Annotated in this window: 21 protein-coding genes and 3 pseudogenes; 16 read left to right on the top strand and 8 right to left on the bottom strand. The window is 61.8% G+C overall.

Features of this window, described 5'->3' with window-relative positions:
• Positions 1-49: 49 nt before the first annotated feature.
• From ACVOMF_RS12320 to ACVOMF_RS12300, 5 genes and pseudogenes are all read left to right on the top strand, one after another.
• Positions 50-433, top strand: a complete 384-nt coding sequence (locus tag ACVOMF_RS12320) for a GFA family protein (protein ID WP_481509548.1) — start codon at positions 50-52, stop codon at positions 431-433.
• A gap of 445 nt (positions 434-878) precedes the next feature.
• Complete coding sequence (locus tag ACVOMF_RS12315; protein WP_481509547.1) at positions 879-1,289, top strand: hypothetical protein; 411 nt, start codon at positions 879-881, stop codon at positions 1,287-1,289.
• Between the two features lie 357 nt (positions 1,290-1,646).
• On the top strand, positions 1,647-1,988 hold the full coding sequence (locus tag ACVOMF_RS12310) for a ribonuclease E inhibitor RraB (protein WP_481509561.1): 342 nt from the start codon (positions 1,647-1,649) through the stop codon (positions 1,986-1,988).
• A 650-nt stretch (positions 1,989-2,638) separates the two neighbouring features.
• Positions 2,639-2,833 (top strand): annotated as a pseudogene (locus ACVOMF_RS12305) (IS5/IS1182 family transposase); the annotation flags it as partial.
• Positions 2,834-2,883: 50 nt separating this feature from the next.
• Complete coding sequence (locus ACVOMF_RS12300) at positions 2,884-3,435, top strand: YfbM family protein (RefSeq protein ID WP_481509546.1); 552 nt, start codon at positions 2,884-2,886, stop codon at positions 3,433-3,435.
• Positions 3,436-4,366: 931 nt separating this feature from the next.
• On the opposite strand, the gene ACVOMF_RS12295 is transcribed toward ACVOMF_RS12300, so the two are convergent.
• Entirely contained in the window at positions 4,367-4,546 is a 180-nt protein-coding gene (locus tag ACVOMF_RS12295; RefSeq protein WP_481509545.1) for a hypothetical protein, read from the bottom strand.
• 498 nt (positions 4,547-5,044) lie between these two features.
• Here ACVOMF_RS12295 and ACVOMF_RS12290 point away from each other — a divergent pair, with 498 nt between their 5' ends.
• The 4 genes from ACVOMF_RS12290 (at position 5,045) to ACVOMF_RS12275 (ending at position 7,886) form a co-directional block, all read left to right on the top strand.
• Complete coding sequence (locus ACVOMF_RS12290) at positions 5,045-5,542, top strand: hypothetical protein (RefSeq protein WP_481509544.1); 498 nt, start codon at positions 5,045-5,047, stop codon at positions 5,540-5,542.
• Between the two features lie 777 nt (positions 5,543-6,319).
• The gene (locus tag ACVOMF_RS12285) at positions 6,320-6,619 is read left to right on the top strand and encodes a hypothetical protein (protein ID WP_481509543.1); all 300 of its coding nucleotides are present in this window, start codon (positions 6,320-6,322) and stop codon (positions 6,617-6,619) included.
• 92 nt (positions 6,620-6,711) lie between these two features.
• Positions 6,712-7,092, top strand: a complete 381-nt coding sequence (locus ACVOMF_RS12280; RefSeq protein WP_481509542.1) for a VOC family protein — start codon at positions 6,712-6,714, stop codon at positions 7,090-7,092.
• Between the two features lie 443 nt (positions 7,093-7,535).
• Positions 7,536-7,886, top strand: coding sequence for a hypothetical protein (locus ACVOMF_RS12275; RefSeq protein WP_481509541.1), 351 nt, complete (start codon positions 7,536-7,538; stop codon positions 7,884-7,886).
• 363 nt (positions 7,887-8,249) lie between these two features.
• Here the strand turns inward: ACVOMF_RS12275 and ACVOMF_RS12270 are convergent, their stop codons facing one another.
• Both ACVOMF_RS12270 and ACVOMF_RS12265 read right to left on the bottom strand, forming a co-directional pair.
• Positions 8,250-8,789: a pseudouridine synthase gene (locus ACVOMF_RS12270; RefSeq protein WP_481509560.1), complete on the bottom strand. Its 540-nt coding sequence runs from the start codon at positions 8,787-8,789 to the stop codon at positions 8,250-8,252.
• Positions 8,790-8,939: 150 nt separating this feature from the next.
• Positions 8,940-9,797: a class I SAM-dependent methyltransferase gene (locus ACVOMF_RS12265; RefSeq protein ID WP_481509540.1), complete on the bottom strand. Its 858-nt coding sequence runs from the start codon at positions 9,795-9,797 to the stop codon at positions 8,940-8,942.
• Positions 9,798-9,977: 180 nt separating this feature from the next.
• Between ACVOMF_RS12265 and ACVOMF_RS12260 the strand changes: the two genes are divergently transcribed.
• Together ACVOMF_RS12260 and ACVOMF_RS12255 are read left to right on the top strand one after the other, a co-directional pair.
• Complete coding sequence (locus ACVOMF_RS12260) at positions 9,978-10,934, top strand: aldo/keto reductase (protein WP_481509539.1); 957 nt, start codon at positions 9,978-9,980, stop codon at positions 10,932-10,934.
• Between the two features lie 78 nt (positions 10,935-11,012).
• Positions 11,013-11,300 carry a hypothetical protein gene (locus tag ACVOMF_RS12255; RefSeq protein ID WP_481509538.1) on the top strand — a complete coding sequence of 96 codons (288 nt, stop codon included), beginning with the start codon at positions 11,013-11,015 and terminating at the stop codon, positions 11,298-11,300.
• 387 nt (positions 11,301-11,687) lie between these two features.
• Here the strand turns inward: ACVOMF_RS12255 and ACVOMF_RS12250 are convergent, their stop codons facing one another.
• A complete protein-coding gene (locus ACVOMF_RS12250; RefSeq protein ID WP_481509537.1) occupies positions 11,688-12,629 on the bottom strand; it encodes a LysR substrate-binding domain-containing protein in 942 nt (313 codons plus the stop codon).
• Positions 12,630-12,750: 121 nt separating this feature from the next.
• Here ACVOMF_RS12250 and ACVOMF_RS12245 point away from each other — a divergent pair, with 121 nt between their 5' ends.
• Both ACVOMF_RS12245 and dkgB read left to right on the top strand, forming a co-directional pair.
• Positions 12,751-13,965 (top strand): MFS transporter, encoded by a 1,215-nt coding sequence (locus ACVOMF_RS12245; protein WP_481509536.1) that lies wholly within the window; start codon positions 12,751-12,753, stop codon positions 13,963-13,965.
• An 81-nt stretch (positions 13,966-14,046) separates the two neighbouring features.
• The gene (gene dkgB, locus ACVOMF_RS12240) at positions 14,047-14,847 is read left to right on the top strand and encodes a 2,5-didehydrogluconate reductase DkgB (protein ID WP_481509535.1); all 801 of its coding nucleotides are present in this window, start codon (positions 14,047-14,049) and stop codon (positions 14,845-14,847) included.
• Between the two features lie 78 nt (positions 14,848-14,925).
• Here the strand turns inward: dkgB and ACVOMF_RS12235 are convergent, their stop codons facing one another.
• Positions 14,926-15,843 (bottom strand): LysR family transcriptional regulator, encoded by a 918-nt coding sequence (locus ACVOMF_RS12235; RefSeq protein WP_481509534.1) that lies wholly within the window; start codon positions 15,841-15,843, stop codon positions 14,926-14,928.
• Between the two features lie 118 nt (positions 15,844-15,961).
• Between ACVOMF_RS12235 and ACVOMF_RS12230 the strand changes: the two genes are divergently transcribed.
• A complete protein-coding gene (locus ACVOMF_RS12230) occupies positions 15,962-16,849 on the top strand; it encodes an SDR family oxidoreductase (protein ID WP_481509533.1) in 888 nt (295 codons plus the stop codon).
• A 27-nt stretch (positions 16,850-16,876) separates the two neighbouring features.
• Here the strand turns inward: ACVOMF_RS12230 and ACVOMF_RS12225 are convergent, their stop codons facing one another.
• The 3 genes from ACVOMF_RS12225 to mgtE form a co-directional block, all read right to left on the bottom strand.
• On the bottom strand, positions 16,877-17,605 hold the full coding sequence (locus ACVOMF_RS12225; protein ID WP_481509532.1) for an alpha/beta fold hydrolase: 729 nt from the start codon (positions 17,603-17,605) through the stop codon (positions 16,877-16,879).
• Between the two features lie 207 nt (positions 17,606-17,812).
• Complete coding sequence (locus tag ACVOMF_RS12220; RefSeq protein WP_481509531.1) at positions 17,813-20,518, bottom strand: bifunctional acetate--CoA ligase family protein/GNAT family N-acetyltransferase; 2,706 nt, start codon at positions 20,516-20,518, stop codon at positions 17,813-17,815.
• Positions 20,519-20,874: 356 nt separating this feature from the next.
• A complete protein-coding gene (gene mgtE / locus ACVOMF_RS12215; protein WP_481509530.1) occupies positions 20,875-22,245 on the bottom strand; it encodes a magnesium transporter in 1,371 nt (456 codons plus the stop codon).
• Between the two features lie 326 nt (positions 22,246-22,571).
• Between mgtE and ACVOMF_RS12210 the strand changes: the two are divergent.
• A pseudogene (locus tag ACVOMF_RS12210) lies at positions 22,572-23,703 on the top strand (monovalent cation:proton antiporter-2 (CPA2) family protein); the annotation flags it as partial.
• A 71-nt stretch (positions 23,704-23,774) separates the two neighbouring features.
• Positions 23,775-24,383 (top strand): annotated as a pseudogene (locus ACVOMF_RS12205) (NAD-binding protein); the annotation flags it as partial.
• Positions 24,384-24,604 lie beyond the last annotated feature (221 nt).

Below are 24,604 nucleotides of genomic sequence, written 5' to 3'. Positions count from 1 at the left end.
ACGGGTTGACTCAGGTGTTAGGCAACACAACAACCAGCAGCGCATTCCAATGAACCCGCAAAAGTCTCAACCATCACTTCAAGGTTCCTGCCATTGCGGATCAGTGCGCCTTACTTTGCCTGCCGCGCCCGAGACGGCAACGAGCTGCAACTGCTCGTTATGCAGGCGCACAGGAGGACTGTGGGCCTTCTACGAGCTTGGCTCGGTTTCCATCGAAGGCCACCCGGAGAACACGGAAAGCTACATCTGGGGCGATCGGACCCTGACGAATTATCGGTGCAGGACTTGCGGTATCTCCACACATTGGGAGCCAATTGAGCCGACGCCGGGTGCTCGCCACGGGGTGAACCTGCGGAACTTCGGAGCAGAGCTCTTGGGGTCGGTCACAGTCAGACGCTTCGATGGCGCAGACACCTGGGAGTTCCTGGATTGAGCATTTGCCACTTTCCACATTGGGCGCACGTAAGTTCGCAGGTGCCGCCTAACAATTCATTCAAACCAAAGCCACTTCGCGGCGCGGCTTAACTCAGAGCGTCAGGCAGCAGGAGATGGTTAATGGCACTTCTTGATCTACTGGAACTCGGACAGCTCTTCCTGTCTTGGTGCCTTTATGTCGGCCTCGTAGTCACTGTTGCTCTCGGCGTCGCTACCTTCTCTTTTGTTCCTTTGGATACCCCGGGTTGGGTTGCTTGGGCCGTTTGCATGCCAATTGGGCTGGTTGGGATTATTCTCAGCTCTGTGTGGCAAATGAGTTCTGACTCCAGCAAGTAGGCTATGGCAGCAGGTATTCACCGCCAACTGCTTGACAGTTCGTTCAAGCCGACGCCGCTACGCGCCGCGGCGGAATCCCAGAGTCGGGCCTCCCGTGAAGAATACCAATGACTGAGCTGACGTTCCGCTTGCTAGTACTGCTAACTATCCTTGTCACAGTTGGCGGCATCGTGGCTGATGAGCTTGGCGCCAGGTCGCTTCCGATGCTGCTTCGCGAAGAAAGACTTAGAATCAAGGAGCGTGTTGTTGCATCCAGCAAATCCCATCCATTTCACGGAGCCCTACGTATCGCTTTGGTTGTCGGCTACCTTGCCTCGCTCGTGGCCATTGCCTTTTTTCTCCCGTACAGCCCTTGGGCATACCTGCTCCTCACCTTGGGCTGGAGTGCATTGACGGTTCTCGATGCGCCTCATGTCATTTCACGCCCGTCGTCACTGTTCTATGAAGCATCATTGCTCCTAAATGGCGTCATCCTTGCCCTCTGTTTTTACTCCCCGCTATCGAGCAAATTCAGCTAGGCTAGCAACGGACGAAATCGGGCAGCTGATGCAAGCCTAATCCGCTTCAAAGATGTACTGAACTCCGGAATCAATCTGTTCAACTGGACTTTTACAAAGGACGTAATTCCAATGATTGCAAAGCGAATTTACAAATTGTTGCCAATGGCCTTGCTTTTGGTATGCATGGGCATTTGGTCCGCCAGAACATCACTATTTGAGATCTATGATGCTGCTGCGGAGAAGAACGCGCAGCTCGATACAGTGCACCCAACACCAAAGTAAGCTGTTGTTGCGGCCATCATGGCGGCCCGACAGCTCATCCAAGCCGAACCCGATACGCGGTTCGGCGTACTTGTGGAGTCAGGTGTTTGCATGATTGATATCGCAAGTCTGGAAACCATGTTCTCGAACATCCAGGAATCAACGGACTGGAACATCGATGGCCCAATGCTTTGGGGCTACTTCTTCACTGACGCCTCGGCCGACAAGCTGCGCACACTCGCCAGTGAGCTTGATCAGCAAGGCTATCGCTTTGTTGAAATGTTCATTCCTGAGTTTGACGAAGGCGAGGATGAATACTATTTCCTGCATGTGGAGAAGCTTGAGTCACACTCAGTTCTCTCGCTGCACCAAAGAAATCAAGAGCTCAATGCACTTGCCGACAAGTTCGGCGTTGATACTTATGACGGCATGGATGTTGGGCCGGCATCCACCTGACAATTGATTCAAGCCTGGACCGCTCCACAGCCGCGAAAATGGAAGTGATGTTCAGCCATCGCCGTGGCCACAAATTGGCCGGGCTTGGCTCACGCGTCAGGCATCAGGAAGACTTGTATCGAGCTTTGGGAGCTACGACGGCGGCATGAAGGACGCAATGACGTCTCCGGCGCGAAGAAATTCTGCGTGTTGAGCACAACGAAATCCTTTACTCAGCAGTAGGATATGTCGACACCTACCCAGGTGCCGGCTGATTCTATCGGGCCGCACTGTACTGTCCATTTTGCGGAACGGCCTTTCACTCACGGCGGGCATGTTTCCAAAGAAGGAAAAAACACGGAGTTTTCCTGTATGGCTACTGGAAGAAAGGTTTTCCTTGTCATTCTCCTGTTGTTTGCGGCAATCAACCTCGTGGATTTCATCTTCTACGGACAAAGTCTTCGAAACCTTTTTGGAGCAGCTGGCTTCGGTCTTATGGCTTATGGATGGCACAAGCATAGACGCCCCGTATCAATCGTAGGCGTAGTGCTCGCGCTAGGCGCAATCCTCGCCAAGTACTTGGCATAGTGCCAATTCGTCGTTCAGATCGACGTCGGCCCTCCCCTGCAGCCCATCGGTCTACAGCCCACGATTCGCGAGCCTGTCCCCTCATGCAACCGACCTTTGGCGACGCCGAGCAACAAGGCCGACGCAAGCGTACACGTCGCGAAGTCGTCCTGCCCGAGATAGAGCACACTGTGCCGCGGTAGGCGCTATTGGCGTTGATCGCACCACACTGCTCAAGAAGCGGCCACTCGGGCCGGCAGCCGTATAGACTTGGAGCGGAGCTACGCTTCCAGCTAATGCCGCTGCCGTCATCTTGAGTGCGTGCGACGACCCAAACATTGGAATCAGTTTGATCGAGCGGATTGCTCAGACCTCCCTTGGCCCAAAAGGAGACTTCATGGCTTGTCTCGGCGTGCACTTCGCACTCTCCGGCGACGATGTCGCCCTGCTGCTATCCAGGCGGAACGACAAAGAGCGCCTCATGTTTATCCAGGAGAATATCGAGGAGCGCTATTTCGCGGAGCCCGGCCGTTACATCGCTCAAAGCGACAAGGCATGGGATGCAATGCACCGCGCCCTTTCGGATGGACTTCTCAGCTATGACGGAGGCCAATACCCCCTCAGTCATGTGGTCCTCGGCGGTCAGCCTCTTTACAGCGAGAATGACTACATCATCAGCCTGAAGACTCCGGAGCAGGTCAGGGACGTGGCTTTGGCGATAGCAGGGCTCACGCAAGAACAATTCAGAGAGCGATATGACGCCATCAACCCTGAAGCGTACGGCTTCGATCTGACAGACGAAGACTTCCGGTACACGTGGGAATGGCTCCAGGAGGTTTGCACTCTCTACCAAGTCGCAGCTTCCAAGGGGCGGCACGTGCTGTTCACCGCCGACCAGTAGGATGTCCAACAATTCATTCAAGCCGGCGCCACTACGCGGTGCGGCCTAGTTCTGGAGCTAGGAATCTCATGAGAGCTCATGTTGCCGTCTTTGCTGTGCTATTGGCAGCGACAGGCTGTCAGCGTATCCAGGCGACCCATGAGTCTCAGCTGATACTTGAACATCATGATGGATTCGCTGTCCCATCACTGGTCCTAGACTCGGACAGACGCCCTTTCACGGGACGTGCTTACGGAACATTTTTTGGTGAAACATCCATGGATTGCGTCGAGTGGGAAGGTAGCTTCGTTTCTGGCCATCCCCATGGGGAATTCCTGATTTATCGCAACTGTGACACTTCGCCCGCGAGGGTTCTGTTCGAGCGAGGCACTCGTGTTATCGTGCCTGACAGTTCACCAAGGTCGGCACCACTTGGAGACGTGACTTAGTTCCGGAGTCCGGCCCCGTACCATGCATCCCGACGAACCGCTCCAGTACCCATCTCACTATCCACCCACGGGCCGGTGGAAACGCTTTTTCATTGGCGTGAGATGGATAGGTCCCGACCTGTCATTCTTCAAGATTCTTCGCTCTACCCAGGCGTCTCGCACCTCAAGCTCTTTGAATGCCTGGGGTGGCGGCGATCGCCAAGCATTGGCCGCTGCTGTTGGCGTTGTTTTCTCTTGGCATTGCCGGTGGCCAACGCCCTACTTTCTTCCAGGAGACATGCTGTCGGTTGTTATCGGCGGCCCCAGATTCGCGGCAGTTGATGACGCCGATATAGGGGACGCAATTGGAGCCGTGGAGGAGACCGCGGGCGTAAAGTTGGGGGCCGCCTTCTGTGTCGCCTGCCCGTAAACTTGATCCAGGCATTCTTAGAGGTCTCCGGGCAAACTAGCCCCAAGGAGACCACAGATGTGCCCAGCATCAAGCTCTCCGCCTCGCAGTCCATTCACACCAGATTGACTTCAGGGGTCGGCTCAATCCAAAGCTGGAAGTCATGCTCAAGAATATTTTTCTCGCAGCCATTGTGCTGGTACTGGCCTTGGCCCAAGGCTACTTCATCTATGCCGTTCAACATGGCGCCGTTGATGCGTTCAATGGCGTGTGGAGCAGCTTCAGTGTCACTCAATCAGGCTATTCCACGTTCGTATTTCGCAGTATCAAATGGTGGTGGGCCTTGCCCGGAATCTGCCTGCTTCTTGCCGGATTCGCTACGTGGAGGCCTACAGCTTTCCGTGTCATCCTTGCACTGTCTTTTAGCTTCATCGGCACCATCGCGTTGTACTGGTCTGCGTACGCACCTTCGCTGTTCATCCAGATATGAGGCCTAAGAGCTCAGTCCACCCGATCCTCCCTCGCAGTGCGGCATCACCCAGGGACTGGTGGCAATGACGCGCCTCATTGCGTTCCTTGCTCTTGCTGCATCTTTCGATGTCTCGGCCGGAGTATCACCTTTTCGAGGCGCTACACTCCTGCCAGCCCTAAAGCGGTGTCAACGAGGGTTTCCCGGAATATGACGGTGCAAGCGGTAGCCGCTTCCGCGCGCTCTTTCGGCGCATGACATTGGTGCCGCTAGGCCACATACGCAGGACCTGCTCTCGGGATGACGCAATTCAGGATAGCGCAAATGTCCGTTTCTTCAGGAAAGATACGAACGGTGATTGTTGGTGTATTGGCATTATTGCTCGTTGGAAAGGTGTGGATAGAATCGTTCTACATGCGAATCATCCCAGCGGAGATTGGCATCAGCTATCCGCTTGCTCGCGGCGGCGATTCAGACTTCCGTGAGGGCTGTGGAGCCGCGGTTTACCGGCTCGACCGGGAAACCTCCCAAGGCATCGCACAGCGCGGACTGGAGTTCTTTCCCGCAACCAGCCACTCGCGAAAATCAGGCGACCTTTATCACACGTTTGATGCGTGGCGCCCCACCCCGGATGCCGCCCTCACCGATGACGATCAGACCTTGCTGTCGCCGGGCCTGGAATGCGCTGGGCTTGATGCGCAACTGAAAGAACAGATCGAGACGGCGTCGCGCACCGCGGGATCCTTTTACACCCACGGGCCTGAAAAGGCGCTCATCGTCATACCAGAGCTGCGCCTGATCGTGCTTGCCTACAACGGATAAGCTTCCGTAGCTCAAGCAACCATGTGCGTCATTGACCGATAGCCGGCCTTCCTTCAAGCGAAGTCTTCGCGCTACTGTCAAATCGCCATGCCTCTTCGCGCTCACTCCATTCAAAGCACACACAGCGCAGCAAGACTGAGGCATCCTCCACGAGATCGCCCTATGCCCAGTTTTCAACTCCCTCTGGATGACGCATTGAGCAGCTTGCTCCCATTGGAATGAAGAACTCACATGCTGTCATAGGCGGGACTACCTTGTACTTCGCCATTCTGCTTGCAGCGGACATCCTTCTTCCGCCCAAGGAGATCGAAGACAGGCTTCGTCCTTCATACACAGTGCAAGGTGGAACTGTGTACTACCACACCTGCTGCACTGGCGGCGGCAGCGACTCCTGTACTCCAGCATCTGCGCCGTCAACACTTTCCGGAACGGCAGTTCTAATCAGGCGTTCCCGGTTGTTCGGTCGTTGCACGGTGGAGCCACTGTCGCGGGAGCCCTCTCCATGTCAATGCCCATGATCGTTGCCGCACTTCCTCGAGCTCACGCAAGCCATCCTTTGGTTGAAGGACCTGGTTGCTGCAACCACAACTGTGCGCCGCATTTGCGCATCAGGCCTTGATTCAGGCGCAAAGCTCGCCTTCGCCCAATCTTTTGTTATGTATCCGCGTCTGACACGCTCTCCGGCCAGCACGCCGATCGGTCTACTTCGCCACGAGGAGGGAATTCCATGTCTTCAGAGCCAACGCGTTCCTCGAACCTGGTCCAGTTGATACCTGTATGGTTCCGGAGGAGCGCGCCGCGCAGTACATCGCCGATCGGGAGCGGTTGGCAGCGTTCGCCATCGCTTGCATGTCGCGGTTCTGCGCTTCTGCAGAGCGCTGCTGGCAAGGATCGGAGGATCGCGAGGCGATCGTAGAATTGGATGAGGCCGGCGAGATCATCTCGATGATTCACCTTGATCCGGATGGTGTCAGCTTGCTGGACAGGACAGATGATCTGCAGGACTACCTGCGACCGATGCGCGCTGCGGACTGGAGCGACATTCACATCGACGCAGATGTCGCTTTGATTGAATAGCTGCAGCTTGCCCTGCATCGATCCGAAACCACGCTGGATCCCTGTTTCTTGGCGCCAGCCATCGCCACCTTGATCACCCTTGGAGAACCAGCATGAAACGCGTAACCGGTATTGGCGGCATCTTCTTCAAGTCAAACGATCCAAAATCGCTATCCGCTTGGTATCGCGAGCATCTTGGCCTGGATGTCAGCGACTGGGGTGGTGCGGTGTTTCAGTGGGGCGGTGCGGACAGTCCAGCGGGCGCGACGATCTGGAGCCCGTTTGCTGCAGACACCAGCTACATGGCGCCTTCCACTGCGTCTTTCATGATCAACTTCCGCGTGGATGACCTGGATGCTTTGCTCGCTGCACTGCGCGGTGAGGGCTGCAATGTCGTGGGCGAGCCGCAGAGTTCCGAGCAGGGGAAGTTTGGCTGGGTAATGGACCCCGAGGGCAACAAGATCGAGCTGTGGGAACCGCCTGCCGGGCAGTAGGCAACAGCATCGACGATTGCTTGCATGCACGGCTGACATGACGATCACGATTCGCTGACGCTCGGATCTTTTCTACGCCGATTGTTGATTGCCGCGAAAGTTGCCGGCTTTTCTAAGAACGAGTATTGCCACCCGCCTGGAGCCAGCGTGTTGCGATCCACAACCCGTCGGCCCGCAGTTCAAGCCGGATGGCCAACAGCAGCGACGCGCCTTGTAGCGTCGCCCATCAATCAATGCACGCTTACATGCTGCGCCTACGCCATCTCATGCCCAGCGGTAACAAGGCGACATGGCAAAACTCTCGTATCCTCTCAACTCCAAAGACGGCAGCTTTGATTGCGGGTTTCATCGCGGCAGAGCGCAGCACTCTTCATCGCTGCGGCTCTTCTGCGTTGCCTTGATCACTGCACTCGCTTCAGTTGAAAAGGCTACAGGAGAGTGTCATGCACGACGGGCGCCGCCCCCGCAAAACCGGATACGCAGACTTCGCGCATTTCGATACAAGAGAGAAATGCGAAGCAGCGGTGCGACAACGTGAGCTGGCTTTCCTGCATTTGATCCCGGAAGAGCTCGGTGGTTGTTGTGATATGGACAACATGGTTTTTGTGCCCTTATGGGTTGCGGAGCAGAAGCGCAGGATCGATACCAGCACGGTGCTGCCATTGATACGTGCGGGAAAACTTAGTCGCTACGTGGCAAGGCCCATTTATCGGGGCAGAAGCTTCATCCCCGCGGAGATCGCGATACATGCGCACGACCCGGCGGGCTTCGCGACTACGATCGACATCTGGTAGTCGTACCGCTGCCGCGGCGACCGGATGGGTAGCTTTGGAGCGATCAGCAAAGCGACGCTGGCGCGCTCGCGTAGGCCGATGATCAGCTCTCACACGGACGGCTGCATATCCTCATGCAGGTTCTGGATGCGGCGATCATCGCAGGGCTGGTTTGATCGATGCATCCAAGCCGGTGAAACCACGTCCTTCGATTGCAAATGCGGTACCACTCTCGACAAGGACGTGGGAGTGGCCCGCACCCGATACCGATATCGATACCAACCAGCGTGCGTCCGAACCAGCTCTTGCCGCCTATCGCGGCCCCTTCATCGGCCAGGCACCAGTTGCCATGTGGCGATGCTGGTCACGCGTAGTCATCACAGCTCAATCCACCTGTCGCCACTGCCCTGGCTGAAGGCCATCCAGCGCATACGGCCCCATAACCGCACGCACCAGCCGCAATGTCGGCAAGCCTACCGCAGCGGTCATGCGTCGCACCTGACGGTTGCGGCCTTCACGCAGGGTGATTGCCAGCCAGCTGTCCGGCACGGTCTTGCGGAACCGTACGGGCGGGTCGCGCTGCCACAGCGCTGGCGCCGCCGCCATCAATTCAATGCGCGCAGGCAGGGTTGGTCCATCGTTGAGCTGCACGCCATCACGCAGCGCCTGCAGCTTCTCTTCGGTTGGCACGCCTTCAACCTGCACCCAATACGTTTTTGGCTGCTTGTGGCGTGGGTCAGTCAGGCGATGGGCGAGGTTGCCATCATCGGTAAGCAGCAGCAGGCCTTCGCTGTCGTAGTCCAGGCGACCCGCCGCATACACGTTCGGCGGCAGGCCATAGCCGGCCAGGGTCGCACGCGACGGTTGGCTGCGATCGGTGAACTGGCACAGCACGTTGAACGGTTTATTGAAGGCGATAAGCATGTAATACGGGTATTCGGGAAGTAGGTTGAAGATGCATTGCTGGCTGCGCACGACGACCTTCCGTCGCGCGCCGGGTTGAGGGCCGTGCGGCCATCAGCGTGGCCGCACATTGTCTCACCCTCCCCTCTGCAAGCCCTATTCCCTGCGAGGTTATTGCTTCACGAAGCGCAGCGTCATGCGGTCGCTTTCGCCGATGGCCTTGTACTTGGCGGCATCAGCGGCGTCATGGCTGTTGGACGGCGGCAGCGTCCACACGCCCTTGGCGTAGTCCTTGGTATCGCGCGGGTTGGCGTTGACCTCACTGCTGCCAGCCAGCTTGAAGCCAGCGGCTTCGGCCATTGCAATCACCTGCGCCTGGCCAACATAGCCGCTGCCGTCCTCGGCCGGCACGTCAGCCTTGGCACGGTGCTCGACCACGCCCAGGGTGCCGCCTGGCTTGAGCACGTCAAAGAAGGCCTTGAACATGCCCTCGGCCTGGCCAGAGGAACGCCAGTTGTGGACATTGCGGAAGGTCAGCACCAGGTCCGCCGAGCCCGGTGCGCCCAGCACCGGTGCAGCCGGGTCGTAGGCCACCTCGGTGGCGCGATCGAACTGGGCCGGGGATGCGGCGAACTTCTTGCTCAGGCCGTCGCGCGAACGCTGCTGGTAATCACGGCCGCCACCGGCCGGCAACGCAGCCGGGTCAACAACAGCGGCAACGTACTTGCCGCCGTCGCGCAGGTAGGGCGCAAGAATTTCGGAATACCAGCCACCGCCCGGTGTAATTTCGATGACCGTCTGCTTCGGTTGCAGGCCGAAGAAGGCCAAGGTCTGCGCCGGATGACGGTATTCGTCGCGCAGCACGTTGGCCGGCGTGCGCCAGCTACCGGCAATGGCAGCCTGCAGCTGCGGCGATACCGGTGCGTCAGCAGTACTGGCAACGGCTTCATGGGCCAGCGCAGTGCCGGCTGACAGGGTGCTGGCAAGCGCCAGCAGACAGGCACACAGCAGCGGGGCAGGCTTCTTCATGCGGAACTCCGTCGATTGAAACGGCGAGCCTAGCACGGGGCTGCAAGTGCAATGCAGCATGCAAATGTTCATATCCCGTTAGCGTGAGAACGGCGCACGGAACGCTGTATTCACGACCTTGCCACGGAATTGGAACGCATGCCGTCTATGCTGTTGAACTGAACAACAAAGGAGCAACGCATGCCCCAGTCACGCGAACTTGGCCGCTCGGGTCTCCATGTCAGCCCCATCGCTTTTGGTGGCAACGTTTTCGGCTGGAGTGCCGATGAGAAGACATCCTTTGCCCTGCTCGATGCCTTCGTCGATGCCGGCTTCAACCTGATCGATACCGCCGATGTCTATCCGGCATGGGTGCCGGGCAACCGCGGCGGCGAATCGGAGACCATCATCGGCCGCTGGCTGCAGCGCAGCGGCAAGCGCGACAAAGTGGTGATCGCCACCAAGGTTGCGAAGTGGGCCGAGCATCCGGGCCTGTCGGCTGACAACATCAATGAAGCGGTCGAGGATTCGCTGCGTCGCCTGCAGACCGATGTGATCGATCTGTACCAGGCGCATGAAGACGATGAATCGGTGCCGTTGGAAGAAAGCCTGGGCGCGTTCGCGCGGCTGATCGAGGCGGGCAAGGTGCGTGCGATTGGTGCATCCAACTACAGCGCCGAGCGCCTGCGTGATGCGCTCAAGGTGTCCGCCGACTATCACCTGCCGCGCTACGAAGCCCTGCAACCGGAATACAACCTCTACGACCGCAGTGGCTACGAGGCCGAGCTGGAGCCGCTGGCGCGCGAATACGGCGTCGGTGTGATCAGCTACTACTCGCTGGCCAGTGGTTTTCTCACTGGCAAGTACCGCAGCGCCGATGACGTAGGCAAGAGTGCGGCACGCGGTGCCAAGGTCGCTGATCGTTACCTCAACCCACGCGGCCTGCGTATTCTGCAGGCACTCGACGACGTTGCTGCCAGCCACAAAGCAACGCCGGCGCAGGTTGCACTGGCGTGGTTGATCGCACGCCCAGGCATCACCGCGCCGATCGTCAGCGCCACCAGCGTGCAGCAGCTGCAGGAAGTGCTGGCGGCGGCACAGCTTGGTTTGAGCCCAGTGCAGGTCGCACAGTTGGATGCAGCCAGCGCGGAAAGCTGAATTGGGCGAGTTGCGCACCCCCTGCTCGCGTCGTAGCATCGGCCGAACAGGGGGTAGACCGCGAACGGAGTGCTACCCATGCAGACCGCACCTACAGCCCAGCGCAGCATCGATCGCCACGCCGAACTGACTTACTGGCGCGGCGTGCATGCCATCGGCCATCTTGGCCAACACGATTTCGACCACTACCAGCGCCTGCTGGAAATGGGCTACGACGTCTATCAGGCGTATCCACGCGCCAACGAAGAACAGCTCTACAAAGTGCTGCAGGACAGCTACCACCGGCATAGCCCGGCGTTGGCGGTTTCCTGGGATGAGGCGCGCTGGCTGGTGCGCCATGCCTGGCATCATGCCCAGCAGCATTGAAGGTCTTTGTGGTCGGTTTTTGTTGGGGCGGAGTAGGCCGCGAAGCTACTGCAACGTCGGAAGCTGAAGAGCCTAACCCTCCCCAACCCTCCCCTTGGCTTAGCCAAAGGGAGGGAGCGAAAGCACGCCGCTCCTACAAACGACGGCACCATCGCCTCTGCCAGGCACTGGCTTTGTTGTGGGAGCGGCGTGAGCCGCGAAGCTACTGCAACGTCAGAAGCTGAAGAGCCTACGCCTCCCCAACTCTCCCCTTGGCTTCGCCAAAGGGAGGGAGCGAAAGCACGCCGCGACCCGCCGTACCCGTAGTGCCGAGCCATGCTCGGCAGGAGCCTTCCCGGCAGCCTCGAACGACGATAACCGCTACACCCGAAGTTCATCCGATAACATTCATGCCATTGGTTTAGTCGATGTCTGCTTAGCGGCGTTAGCCGCTCCCACAACCGGCTGCGTCATTGCTTCAGCGAGGTAGTCGAGGAAGGAGCTGATGCGCGCTGATACGGCGGTGTTGCGGTAATACACGGCGTGGATCGGTTGGCGCGCATCCAAGGTCAGTTTCGGCAACACCTGCACCAGCTGGCCACGCGCACGCGCCGCTTCGGTGAGGAAGTCGGACAGGCAGACGATGCCCACGCCTTCCAGGGCCAGCCGGTGCAGGATCTCGCCGCTGGAAACCGCCAATGCGGGCCGCACGTGCAGGCGCTCGCCGTCTTCACCCTGCAATGGCCAATGATTCAACGAATCCGGTTCGTTGAAGCCCAGCAAGGTATGCGCCTGCAGCTGCGCCACGCTCTTCGGTGTGCCGTGCTGTTGCAGGTAGGCCGGGCTGGCCAGCACGCGCAGGCGGCTGTGTCCCAAGGGCCGTGCATGCAGGGTGGAGTCCGCCAGCGGGCCAATGCGGATCGCCACGTCGGTGCGCCGTTCCAGCAGATCGATGTAGCGCTCGCTGCTGTTGAGCTCCAGCGCCACCTGCGGGTAGCGCGCGCGGTAGCCCGCCACCAGCGGCGCGATCACATGCAGCATGAAGGGCATCGCCGCATCCACCCGCAACCGCCCGGATGGCGTGCCCCGGCGCGCGGCGATCTGCTCTTCGGCGGCATCCACCGAGGCGACGATGGCGCGGGCCTGGGCCAGGAAGGTCTCGCCTTCGTCGGTGAGCTGCAGGCGGCGGGTGGTGCGGGTCAGCAAGGTGGTGCCGAGCTTCTCTTCCAGCCGTCCCAGCGCGCGGCTGACGCCCGAGGTGGTCTGGCCCAACTGCTCGGCCGCAGCGGTGATCGAGCCGGTGTCGATCACCGCGATGAAGGCCTGCATCTCATCCAGAGTGGTTTTCATAGGGGCGGCCAGGTGGCGATGGAATATTATTGACTTTAAATCAATAGTAATTGGTGGGAAACCGCATTTTTCAGCAAGAGTTCCGCCGTCAGACTGCGCAGCCCTTTCCAAGGATTCGCCCATGTCACGCGGAATTCCCCTTGCCTTGCTGGCGCTGACGCTGGGTGCGTTCGCCATCGGCACCACCGAGTTCGTCATCGTCGGGCTGATCCCGACCATTGCCGCCGACCTGCACGTCAGCCTGCCCTCGGCCGGCCTGCTGGTTTCCCTGTATGCGCTGGGCGTAGCGGTGGGTGCGCCGGTACTCACCGCTCTGACCGGACGGGTGCCACGCAAGGCCTTGCTGGTCGCGCTGATGCTGCTGTTCACCGTCGGCAACCTGATTGCGTGGATGGCACCGGGCTATGGCTCGTTGATCGTGGCGCGGGTACTGACCGGGCTGGCGCATGGCGTGTTCTTCTCTATCGGCTCGATCATCGCCACCTCGGTGGTGCCCAAGGACAAGGCCGCCAGTGCGATCGCGATCATGTTCACCGGGCTGACGGTGGCGCTGGTGACCGGCGTGCCGCTGGGCACCTTCATCGGCCAGCACCTGGGCTGGCGCGCGACCTTCCTCGCCGTTGCTGCATTGGGCGTGATCGCCCTGCTCGGCAGCCTGCTGTTCGTGCCGCGCGACCTGCCGCGCAGCGCGCCGGCCACGTTCGGCCAGCAGTTCGCGGTGCTGGCGCAGCGGCGCCTGTTGCTGGTCTATGCAATGACTGCGCTGGGCTACGGCGGCACCTTTCTGTCCTTCACCTTCCTTGCCTCGATCCTGCAGGACGTCAGCGGCTTCTCGGCCAATGCGGTGAGCGCGGTGCTGCTGGTGTACGGCGTGTCGGTGGCGATCGGCAATCTGTGGGGTGGGCGACTGGCTGATCGTCGCGGGCCGATTCCTGCATTGACGCTGATCTTCGGTTTGCTGGCGCTGGTGCTGCTGGTGCTCACCTTCACTGCCTACAACCGCTGGTTGGTGTTGTTGACCGTGCTGGCGTTGGGTGCAGTGGCGTTCGGCAATGTGCCGGGGCTGCAGGTGTATGTGGTCAAGCAGGCGCAGCGCTTCGTGCCGCAGGCAACGGATGTCGCCTCCGGCCTGAACATCGCTGCCTTCAACATCGGCATCGCGCTGGGTGCTTCGCTCGGCGGCCTGGTGGTCGATCACATCGGCCTGATGCATACGCCGTGGATTGGCGCGCTGGTGGTGTTGGGTGCGCTGGCACTGACCGTACTGAGCGGCCGGCTGGATCGCCGCGATGGATTGGATATGCGCGCCAACGGCATTGCCGTCAGCGCGCATTGACGAAACACGCTGTTACTTCCCCTTGGGTTTTTGTTCGCGCTGCACGGCGTAGCTTGCAAGCGCGAATTTCTGGAGATTTGAATGTCTATTCCCGCTATTGGCCTTGGCACCTACCGCCTCAAGGACCAGGTACTCACCGACTCCGTGCACAACGCATTGGAGCTGGGCTACCGCGCCTTCGACACTGCGCAGATCTACGAGAACGAGGCCGATCTGGGTGCTGCAATCGCCAGCGGCGTTGTGCCGCGTGAACAGCTGTTCCTGACCACCAAGATCTGGATCAGCAACTTCCACCACGATGACCTGCTTGCCAGCCTGCGCGAGAGCCTGCACAAGCTGCGCACCGACCACGTCGACCTGACGCTGATCCACTGGCCCTCGCCCGAGGGCGAAGTGCCGATGGCCGAGTTCCTCGGTGCGCTGCGTGAAGCCAAGGCACTGGGTTTGACCAAGGCGATTGGTGTCTCCAACTTCACCATCGACCTGACCCGCCAGGCCATCGCCATCCTCGGCGCCGATGCCATTGCCACCAACCAGATCGAAGTACATCCGTATCTGCAGAACCGCGCCCTGATCGCCTACCTGCGTGAGCAAGGCATCCCTGTCACCGCGTTCATGAGCCTTGCCTATGGCGCGGTGCTGAAGGACCCGGTGATCCAGGCCATTGCCGACAAGCACCAGGCAAGCACCGCACAGGTCGCGTTGGCGTGGGCGCTGCAGCAGGGCTATGCGGTGATTCCGTCGTCGACCAAACGCGAGAACCTTGCTGGCAACCTGCAGGCGGCGCAGCTGCGGCTGCATGCCGAGGACATGGCACGGATCGCCGAACTGGATCGCGGCGAGCGCGTGGCCAATCCGGGTATCGCCCCGGCCTGGGATTAAAACGCGACTACTGAGTAAAGCCATGGCGGGCTGGTAATACCTGCCGCCATGCATCGAGGCGCTGCGATTGTGGTGTTGTTAGCGGATCCGTGGCGGCAAGCCTTCAACCAGCGTTTCCAGCAACAGGCTGACCGTCGGCAGCTCACGCCGGCGTTTCATCCATGCCAGGGTGAGTGGCAGGCCCTGGCTGGCCAGATGCGGCAGCACTTCCACCAGCGCACCATCCTCAAGATGGCTGCGTACCAACCAGGTAGGCAGCTGCACGATGCCGCTGCCGACCAGCGCAGCGGTGACCTGCCCTTCACCATCTCCCACTACCAGCGGAGCCGGCATCATCTGCAGCTCTACGTCGCCTGGCATTGCAGCTGCGAAGCGCCAGGGACTGACCGAGCCATCGGCACGCCCATAGGCGATGCAACAATGCGCCAGCAGATCCTCACGCGTTGCCGGTACACCATGCACCGCAAGATAGGCGGGGGCCGCACAGAACACGTGCTGCTCGTGGCCCAGCAGGCGATGTTCGACCCGCGACGACCACGCATCGGGCCCGCCGATGCGCACGATGATATCGACGCCGTCCTCGACCGGATCGATGAAGCGGTCAGAGAACGACACCTGCGGCCGCGTGAGCGGATAGGCCTGGGCGAAACCCAGGATGATCGGCAAGGCCTGCAAGCGGCCGAATGCGGCCGGCAGATCAATGCGCACTCGTCCACTTGGCTCGTCATCCTCAGCCCGCAGCGATACCTCGGCTTCCTCAAGGTTCGCCAACACTTCGGTGCAGGTCCGGTGGAAGGCGATGCCGGCCTCGGTGAGTGACATGCGCCGCGTGGTGCGATGGAACAGCGTGCGCCCGAGCCGATCCTCCAGACGCGCGATGGACTTGCCGACGGCCGAGGCCGTGAGGTGCAATCGCTCAGCTGCCGCGGTGAAGCTGCCTGCATCGGCAACACAGACGAAGACATCAAGGCCTTTCAGGCGTTCGGAGGGTTGCATGCGGCAGGTTTCGCTATTGAAGAATCATTTTCCGTAATGTTGGTAAAAAGCATCGCGGAACGGAATGTGCGTCCACGATAGGCTGGGCGCCCTCTTCCATCAAGCATCCAAGGCAGCAATGAGCCAGCAACGCCCCACCGTCCTTGTCACCGGCGCTACCGGCCAGATCGGCGCCGAAACTTTGAGAAACCTGTTGCAGGAAGATGCGGTAACGCCGGTCGCGGCAGTGCGCTCGCCAGCGAAGGCTACGGCACTGCAGGCACAGGGAATCCGCACGGTGCTGCTGGATTTCGACAAGGAAGACACGCTGCTGCCCGCGCTGCAGGGCATTGACCGCGTATTCCTGGTCACCGGCTACAGCGTGGACATGTTGCGCCAGAGCAAGGTTTTCCTCGATGCAGCCAAGCAGGCCGGCGTGCAGCATGTGGTGCACCTGGGTGCCTGCGGCGGCGATGACGCCAGCATCGGACATTGGGCCTGGCATCAGCTGGTGGAACGCTACATCGAGTGGCACGGCTTCTCGTTCACCCATCTCAGGCCGGAAGCCTTCATGCAGAACCTGCTCAGCTACGACGGCACCCGCGCCGTGGTTGACGGCGTCATCCGCCAGTACACCGGCGATGCGCGCTTCAGCTGGGTAGACGGTGATGACGTCGCCGCAGTCGCCGCCCAAGCGCTGGCGTGGCCGCAGCAGCATGCCGGGCAGACCTATCGCCTGGGCTACGAGGCCAAGTCCTATGGCGAGGTCGCCGCGCTGATGACGGAGCTGCTTGGCCAGCCATTCCGCTACGAGGCGCTGAGCCCGGATGTGTTCCTGGAGGACATGCGCGCGGCCGGCGCCGAGATGGCCTACATGAACTGCGTGCGCGACAACTTCCAACGGGTCGCCGAACGCCGCGTGCCGGGCATTGAAGCCACCTTCGACAACTTCCCCGCCATCACCGGCCGCGAGCCGGTGCGCTGGGCGGAGTTCATCCGCAAACACCGTGATGCGTTTGCGTACTGAACTGCGGAATTCAGGCGTTGGTCGGGACTAGTCGTCCATGTCCTGCAGCAACCACGCACGCATCGCCGCAGTCACTTCCTCGGGTTTTTCCAAGGGTGCCAGATGCCCGCAGTCCTCGATCACCACCAGCGTTGACTGCGGCATCAATGCGGCCATCTGCTCGCTAACCGACAAGGGCGTGATCGCATCGTTGCGCCCGCAGATGATCAAGACCGGGCCCTGCCAAGCACGCAGGACCTCGCTGCCATCTGCACGTTGCAGCTGGCTTTGGCGCAGGAAGACTTCCGCGCCGAGGCGTGCGGTCATGCTGCGCACGGTATCCACCAATGCATGGTCTTCGAGCCGCGAAGCATCGATGTAGCTGCGCATCAGCTTGTCGCCGAAACCATGGAAGGTGCCGGGCAGGCGCACGCTGTTCTGCTGTGCCAGGCGTTGTGCGGCGCGCTCGGGTGAGTCGGGTTTGAACGAGGTATCCAGCAGTGCCAGTTTCAACACCCGCTGCGGTGCGATGCGCAGGATTTCCTGGGCGACGTAGCCGCCGAGGGAGAAGCCGGCCAGGGCGAACTGCGCCGGGGCCTTGGCCAGCACATCTTCGGCGACCGCGCGCATCGTGGTTTGCTGGGTGAGGTCACCGACCTGGCAATCGGCGATGTCGGCGAGCGCTTCGAGTTGGGCCTGCCACAGCGTGGCGTCGTTGAGCAGGCCGGGCAGCAGTAGCAGCGGGGTTCTGGCTGCTGGGTTCTGGTTCGTTTGCATGGCGCTATTGTCGCGCCTTGGGGTGGTTTGGGGTGAGGGGTGGGGGTGGAGCGACAGCGACAGCCAAAGCAAAAGCAAAAGCCAAAGCACCCCTCCCCAGCCCTCCCCTACGCTACGCGCAAGGGAGGGGGCAGCTCCGCTCCCTCCCTTTGCCGAAGGCAAGGGGAGGGTTGGGGAGGGGTGCCTTTGGCTCCTGGCCTTCAGCGCTCAGCTCTTAACCTCACCCACCGGCAGCGTCACATTCATGATGGTCGAATCATCCGGGTCGGCCTTCACCTTGAAGCCCAGGCTCTGGCACATTGCCAGCATGGTGCTGTTCTCACGCAGCACCTGCCCTTCCACAACGTTCAAACCCAGCCAGCCGGCGTACTCGATCATGATCTGCATCAGCTTCCAGCCGATGCCGTGGCCCTTCAGGTCCGAGCGGATCAGGATGCCGTACTCGCCGCGGTTGTAGTCTGCATCGGCGTGCAGGCGCACTGCGCCGAGCATCTCGCCGGTCTTGGGATCAATCGCCACCAGCGCGATCGAGCGCGCGTAATCCAGCTGGGTCAGGCGGGCGATGAACTCGTGGCTGAAGTGCTTCACCGACTGGAAGAAGCGCAGACGCAGGTCATCGTCGGTGACACGTGCGAAGAAGGCGCGGAACAGGCCATCGTCTTCCGGCCGCACCGGGCGGATGAACGCCTTGCCGCCGTCGGACAGATCGATCGTGCGCTCCCACTCGTTGGGATACGGGAAGATCGCGAAGCGCGGATGACCACGGCCCTTGTGCAGGCGTTTGACCGGGGTGATTGCCACACGCGCATCCAGGGCGATCACGCCGTTGCGGTCGGCCAGCAGGGGATTGAGGTCCAGCGTGCGGATCTCAGGAATATCCGCCGCCAGCTGCGCCAGCTTGACCAGCACCATCGCCACCGCCCGCTCATCGGCCGCCGGCACGTCGCCATAGGCTTTGAGGATGCGCGAAACACGGGTGCGGCCGATTACTTCATGGGCAAGCCGCAGATCCAACGGCGGCAGCGCCAGGGTCTTGTCGTCGATGACCTCCACCGCCGTACCGCCGCGGCCAAACACCACCACCGGCCCGAACACCGGATCATCGGCAATGCCGGCGATCAGCTCGCGCGCCTTGGGGCGGGTCAGGCTGGGTTGCACCAGCACACCCTCGATGCGGGCCTGCGGACGCTTCTCGCGGGCACGCTGCAGGATGGTGGTCGCCGCGGACTGCACCGCGCGCAGGCTGCCCAGGTTCAAGCGCACGCCGTCGATTTCGGATTTGTGCGGGATGTCCGGCGAGAGAATCTTCACCGCCACGCTCATGCCCTGCTCCAGCAGTGGCTGGGCCAGGTCCATCGCTTCGTGCGGATCACGCGCAACCATCACTTCCAACGACGGGATGCCGTAGGCCTGCAGCAGCTTGTGCGTTGCCACCGGGTCCAGCCATTGCTGGTCATTGACCAGCGCCGCTTCGACCAGCGCGCGTGCGGTCGGCACGTCCACCACGAAATCCGCCGGCAGGCTGGGCGGCGTTTCCATCAGTGCGGTCTGCGCCTCGCGGTAACGCACCAGATGCTGGAAGCCGCGCACGGCATCGGCTTCGGTTGGGTAGGTCGGAACGCGCGCGGTATTGAGGGTGACTGTTGCGCGGTCATCATTGCCCAGCCATACCGCGAACACCGGCTTGTCGCGCAGCTGCCGCGAGCGTTGCCCGAGCGTGGTGGTCAGCGCCTGCGCGGCCTCGGCCGAGGAAGTGAACGCAGTCGGTACGTTGATGACCAGCACCGCGTCGTTGGCGTCGTCGGACAGCAGCGCTTCAATCGCCGAGGCGTAACGGCCACCATCAGCATCGACCACGATGTCGACCGGGTTGTCGCGCGACCACCCCTGCGGCAAGGCCTGGTCCAGCAGCTCGACGGTGGCTGGTGACAGCTCGGCCAGGCTGCCGCCGAGTGCCTGCAGCTGATCCACCGCCAGCCGGCCAACACCGCCGCCATTGCTGAGGATGGCCAGGCGGCGCCCCGGGAAGGTTCCGAGACGGCCCAGGGTTTCGGCGGCGGTGAACAACTCATCCAACGCGTTCACCCGCAGCAGGCCGGCGCGGTTGAAGGCCGCGCCGTAGACCGCGTCGGAATCCGCCAATGCCTGTGAGTGGGTGGTGACCACCTCTGCGCTGCCGCGCGGCTTGCGCCCGGATTTGACCACCACCACAGGTTTTGCACGGGCGGCGGCGCGGGCGGCCGACATGAACTTGCGCGCGTCGCTGATCTGGTCGACGTAGAGCAGGATGGCGCGGGTGCGGTAATCGCTGGCGAAGTAATCGAGCAGGTCGCCGAAGTCGACGTCCAGCGCATCGCCCAGCGATACCACCGCCGAGAAGCCGACCGAGCGCGCCACGCCCCATTCCACCAGCGCAGCGGCAATCGCGCTGGATTCGGAAATCAACGCGAGATCGCCGGCCTGCGGCGTGTGTGCGGCTATGCTGGCGTTGAGCCGCGCATGCGGGGCGATGACGCCCAGGCAATGCGGGCCGAGCACGCGCATGCCCTTGGGCCGTGCGGCGGCTTCCACCTGCGCGGCCAATGAGCCCGGGCCCTTGCCCAGGCCGGAGGTGAGGATGATGGCGGCGGCCACGCCCAGTTCGGCGGCCTGGCTGACGACCTGCGGCAACAGCGTTGCCGGCACGGTGATGACCACCAGGTCCGGAACCCACGGCAGGTCCTTGAGCTTCTTGACCGTGCGCATGCCATCGATTTCGGCATAACGCGGGCTGACCCAGCCAATCTGCCCGGCGAAGCCGCCGGCGCGCAGATTGCGGATCACTGCGCGGCCTGCGGAACGATCACGTGGGCTGCCGCCAATCACCGCCACCGAACGGGGGCGGAATACGGTCTGCAGGTGATAGGTGCTCATTGCGACGCCTGTTGCGGGTACCGGGTCAAAGGTACACGGCTGCGGTGCTGGGTGGGCTGCGTTGGATCAAAGTGGGGGTGTTTTGGGAGGTTGGTGGGTGCGGTCTTGATTATTGCGAAGAGCACCCCTCCCCGGCCCTCCCCGGCGCTGCGCGCAAAGGAGGGAGACAAGCTCTGCCCCCTCCCTTTGGCGTAGCCAAGGGGGTGAAGAAGGCCTGCTTGCGCGCCATTGGCGCGCGGCCTGATGAACGACCGAAGGCTATGCCTTCGGGCCGGACGGGTTGGGGAGGGGTGGCTTTTGCGGTCGCCGTTGGATCTGCTGGGAAAGCCCCTGCCGAGCATGGCTCGGCACTACATTCAGAGCAGCGTGCCGCCCAGGATCATTGCGGCGATGCTGAAATAGATCACCAGCCCGGTGACATCCACCAGCGTTGCGACGAACGGGGCCGAGGCGCTGGCCGGGTCGAAGCCCAGGCGCTTGAGCACGAACGGCAGCATCGAGCCGGACAGGGAACCGAAGGTGACGATGCCGATCAGCGCCGCGCCGATGGTCACCGCCAGCAGCTTCCAGTGCTCGCCATAGTCGTGCAGGCCGGCCAGCTGCCAGACGGTGATGCGGATGATCGCCAAGGTGCCGAGGATCGCACCCAGCACCACGCCGGTCGGCAGCTCGCGCAGGGCAACCTTCCACCAGTCGCGCAGGCGCAGTTCACGCAACGCCAGCGAGCGGATCAGCAGCGAGGTCGCCTGTGAGCCGGAGTTGCCGCCTGAGCTCATGATCAGCGGAATGAACAAGGTCAGTACCACCGCACGCGCCAGCTCGTCCTCGTAGTGCTGCATGGCGCTGGCGGTGAGCATCTCGCCGAGGAACAGCACGCTCAACCAGCCGGCGCGCTTGCGCAGCATCTCCAGGAAGCCGATCTGCATGTACGGCTTGTCCAGGGCTTCCACACCACCGAACTTGTGCACGTCCTCGGTGGATTCATCGATCAGTGCATCGAGGATGTCGTCGACGGTGACGATCCCCAGCATCTGCTGCTGCGCATCCACCACCGGGATCGCCAGCAGGTCGTGGCGGCGGATCAGCTGCGCCACCTCCTCCTGGTCGAGCAAGGCATCGACCGTCACCGGCGGATTGACCTGGGCAACCGACAGGATCGAATCCTCGGGCTCGCCGGTGATCAGCCGCCGCATCGTCACCACCTGCTGCAGCTGGCGGGTCTGCGGGTCCAACACATAGATGGCGTAGACCGTCTCGCGGCTGCGCTCCACTTCGCGGATATGCTGCAGGGTCTGCGCCACCGTCCAGTCTGCCGGCACGCCGACGAACTCGGTGGTCATCAAGGCGCCGGCGGTATTGGGCGGATAGCTCAGCAGCAGCTGGATCGAGCGCCGCGCCTCCGGCGCCAGCAGCGGGATCAGCCGCGCACGCTCGGCATCATCCAGCTCATGAACGATATCGGTGGCACGGTCGTCGGCCATCAGCCCCAGCAGGGCTGCGGCGCGGGCCGGCGGCAACGCCGCGATCAGTTCCCCAGCATGCTGCAGCTCATGGGCTTCCAGCAGTTTGACCGCACGCGGCAGTGAGAGTGCCGCCAGCGTATTGGCCGCAAGCGGCAATGGCAGGGCGTTGAGATACTCCACCGCGTCGGCGGTGTTGTAATCGGCAAGGGGCGCGCTCAGCGTGGCTGCGTCCACCACTGGCCGCAGAAATTGCTTCTGGTTCATGTTGATTCGCCTGTTCTGGATTGCGACCGCAACGCCAGCACAGGGCGAACCAGCCCTGTCAGGCGGTTGCCGTCGCTGGTGTCGACGATCGCGATCGACTTCTACTGTCGCTGGACATGGGTTGGACTCCGGAAAGGTGCTGCGCGGCTCTACCGCCAGCGGCGCGAGTCTGGTCCTGTTGGCCGACGGGGTCAAGCCTGCACCGCTGCATCCCGCCAATGGAGGGCTGCTGTTCGCATTCACTCACGGCACAGTCCGCATAATGTGAAATCGTCGGTAGGCAGCTGCCCGACCGGTCAGCTGAATCAACCAAGGAATCCCTTTCAATGCATGGCACCGGTCTCGAATTAGCCTTGGTACTGCTGCTGGCAGCGGTCATCGCCGTGCCGGTATTCAAGCGTTTCGGGCTGGGCGCGGTGCTGGGCTACCTGGCCGCTGGCGTGGTGCTGGGGCCGCATGTGCTGGGCTTCGTGCAGGACGCCGACCGCATCCTCAATGCCGCCGAGATCGGCGTGGTGATGCTGTTGTTCGTGATCGGGCTGGAGCTGTCGCCGTCGCGGCTGATGGTGATGCGGCGGCCGGTGTTCGGCGCTGGCACGGTACAGGTGCTGATCAGTGCGGTGGTGCTGGGCGGCCTGCTGTTGCTCAATCACTTCTCGTGGAAAAGCGCGCTGGTGATCGGCACCGCGCTGGCCCTGTCTTCAACGGCGGTCGGCCTGCAGCTGTTGTCCGAGCACAAGGCGCTCAATTCCGACTATGGCCGGCTGGGCTTCGCCATCCTGCTGTTCCAGGATCTGGTGGCCATTCCCCTGCTGGCGGCCATCCCCTTGCTGGGCGGGGTCAAGAACGAAACCCTGAGCTGGCAGGATGCCTCCATCGCGCTGGGTGCGCTGATGCTGGTGATCGTGCTCGGCCGGCCGATACTGCGCCAGCTGTTCAATATCGTCGCCCGTACCCGCATGCCGGAAGTGTTCACCGCCACCGCCTTGCTGGTGGTGTTGGGCACGGCCTGGTTCATGGCCGAGGCCGGGCTCAGCGCCAGCCTGGGTGCCTTCGTCGCTGGCGTGTTGCTGGCCGACTCCGAGTTCCGCCACGAGATCGAATCGCAGATCGAGCCGTTCAAGGGCCTGCTGCTCGGCCTGTTCTTCATCGCGGTTGGCATGGGCATCGACCTGAAGCGGGTTGCCGCCGAGCCCGAAATCATCGCGCTGGGCGTGGCTATCCTGCTGGCGGTGAAGTTCTCCATCCTGATCGCGCTGGGCCTGGCAGCACGCATGTCGCTGCGCAGCGCCTTGATGCTGGGCAGCGTGTTGTGGCTGGGCGGCGAGTTCGCCTTCGTGGTGTTCAACGAAGCCGAACGTGCGCATCTGCTCGGGCGCATCAACCATGACCGGCTGGTGGCGGTGGTCAGCCTGTCGATGGCGATCACGCCCTTGCTGCTGCTCGCCCTGCAACGCCTGCTGCAGCTCAAGCCGCCAGCGCGGCCAGCGCAGCCCGAGCCGGACGAAACGCTGAAGGACGCCGCTGTACAGCGGCCAAAGGTGTTGATTGCCGGCATGGGCCGTTTCGGCCAGATCGTCGGCCGCCTGCTGACCGCGCAGCGCATTCCCTTTGTGGCGCTGGAAGCCGACCCGGACACGGTCAAGGACCTGCGCCGCTTCGGCAACCAGCTGTACTACGGCGACCCGACCCGCCCTGATCTGCTGCGCGCAGCCGGCGCCGAGCACATCCGCGTGTTCGTGATGGCGATGGACGACCCGGACACCAATCTGCGTGCGGTGCGGCTGGTGCGTCGCATGTATCCCAAAGCGACGGTGCTGGCGCGTGCGCGCAACCGCCAGCACGCATGGAAGCTGCTGGACATGTCGGCCGAGCCGTTCCGCGAGGTATTCGGTTCCAGTCTTGAAGCCAGCGAGCGGGTACTGACCGCACTCGGCTTCCCGGAAAATGTTGCGCGCGACCATGTGCAGCGTTTCCGCGAGCACGATGAAGCGCTGCTCAAGGCGCAGCATCTGGTCTACGACGACGAGGTGGCGGTGATGCAGACCTCGCGCGATGCCCGCGCCGACCTGATGCATCTGTTCGAGGCCGATGCCACTGACAGCACGACGGTGAAGCCTTCAAACGACAAGGACTGAAGCGGCCTGGACTGGCATTGTCTTTTGTAGGAGCGGCGTCAGCCGCGAAGCTGACGGTGCTGAAGTCGTTGGTGTCCATGTCATCTGAAGATGTTGCGGCTTCGCGGCTAACGCCGCTTGTGTCTGCCAGCCGAGTAGATTGTGGTTGAGAGCGGAGTGCGGCAGCCCGTTACGTCGCGGTGCCCAGAAGCACGTGTAGGAGTTGGGGCGCCGCACTCCAA

The sequence above is a fragment of the Stenotrophomonas sp. STEN022 genome, assembly GCF_056760155.1.
This window is presented reverse-complemented; position numbering and strand designations above follow the sequence as displayed.

Bases quoted from the DNA above. Each gene is read 5' to 3' on its own strand.
- ACVOMF_RS12265 (WP_481509540.1), bottom strand. From the start codon at position 9,797: ATGAAGAAGCCTGCCCCGCTGCTGTGTGCCTGTCTGCTGGCGCTTGCC.
- mgtE (WP_481509530.1), bottom strand. From the start codon at position 22,245: ATGAACCAGAAGCAATTTCTGCGGCCAGTGGTGGACGCAGCCACGCTG.
- ACVOMF_RS12285 (WP_481509543.1), top strand. From the start codon at position 6,320: ATGGTTCCGGAGGAGCGCGCCGCGCAGTACATCGCCGATCGGGAGCGG.
- ACVOMF_RS12270 (WP_481509560.1), bottom strand. From the start codon at position 8,789: ATGCTTATCGCCTTCAATAAACCGTTCAACGTGCTGTGCCAGTTCACC.
- ACVOMF_RS12245 (WP_481509536.1), top strand. From the start codon at position 12,751: ATGTCACGCGGAATTCCCCTTGCCTTGCTGGCGCTGACGCTGGGTGCG.
- ACVOMF_RS12315 (WP_481509547.1), top strand. From the start codon at position 879: ATGACTGAGCTGACGTTCCGCTTGCTAGTACTGCTAACTATCCTTGTC.
- ACVOMF_RS12275 (WP_481509541.1), top strand. From the start codon at position 7,536: ATGCACGACGGGCGCCGCCCCCGCAAAACCGGATACGCAGACTTCGCG.
- ACVOMF_RS12290 (WP_481509544.1), top strand. From the start codon at position 5,045: ATGTCCGTTTCTTCAGGAAAGATACGAACGGTGATTGTTGGTGTATTG.
- ACVOMF_RS12250 (WP_481509537.1), bottom strand. From the start codon at position 12,629: ATGAAAACCACTCTGGATGAGATGCAGGCCTTCATCGCGGTGATCGAC.
- ACVOMF_RS12320 (WP_481509548.1), top strand. From the start codon at position 50: ATGAACCCGCAAAAGTCTCAACCATCACTTCAAGGTTCCTGCCATTGC.
- ACVOMF_RS12220 (WP_481509531.1), bottom strand. From the start codon at position 20,518: ATGAGCACCTATCACCTGCAGACCGTATTCCGCCCCCGTTCGGTGGCG.
- ACVOMF_RS12280 (WP_481509542.1), top strand. From the start codon at position 6,712: ATGAAACGCGTAACCGGTATTGGCGGCATCTTCTTCAAGTCAAACGAT.
- ACVOMF_RS12260 (WP_481509539.1), top strand. From the start codon at position 9,978: ATGCCCCAGTCACGCGAACTTGGCCGCTCGGGTCTCCATGTCAGCCCC.
- ACVOMF_RS12230 (WP_481509533.1), top strand. From the start codon at position 15,962: ATGAGCCAGCAACGCCCCACCGTCCTTGTCACCGGCGCTACCGGCCAG.
- ACVOMF_RS12235 (WP_481509534.1), bottom strand. From the start codon at position 15,843: ATGCAACCCTCCGAACGCCTGAAAGGCCTTGATGTCTTCGTCTGTGTT.
- dkgB (WP_481509535.1), top strand. From the start codon at position 14,047: ATGTCTATTCCCGCTATTGGCCTTGGCACCTACCGCCTCAAGGACCAG.
- ACVOMF_RS12225 (WP_481509532.1), bottom strand. From the start codon at position 17,605: ATGCAAACGAACCAGAACCCAGCAGCCAGAACCCCGCTGCTACTGCTG.
- ACVOMF_RS12255 (WP_481509538.1), top strand. From the start codon at position 11,013: ATGCAGACCGCACCTACAGCCCAGCGCAGCATCGATCGCCACGCCGAA.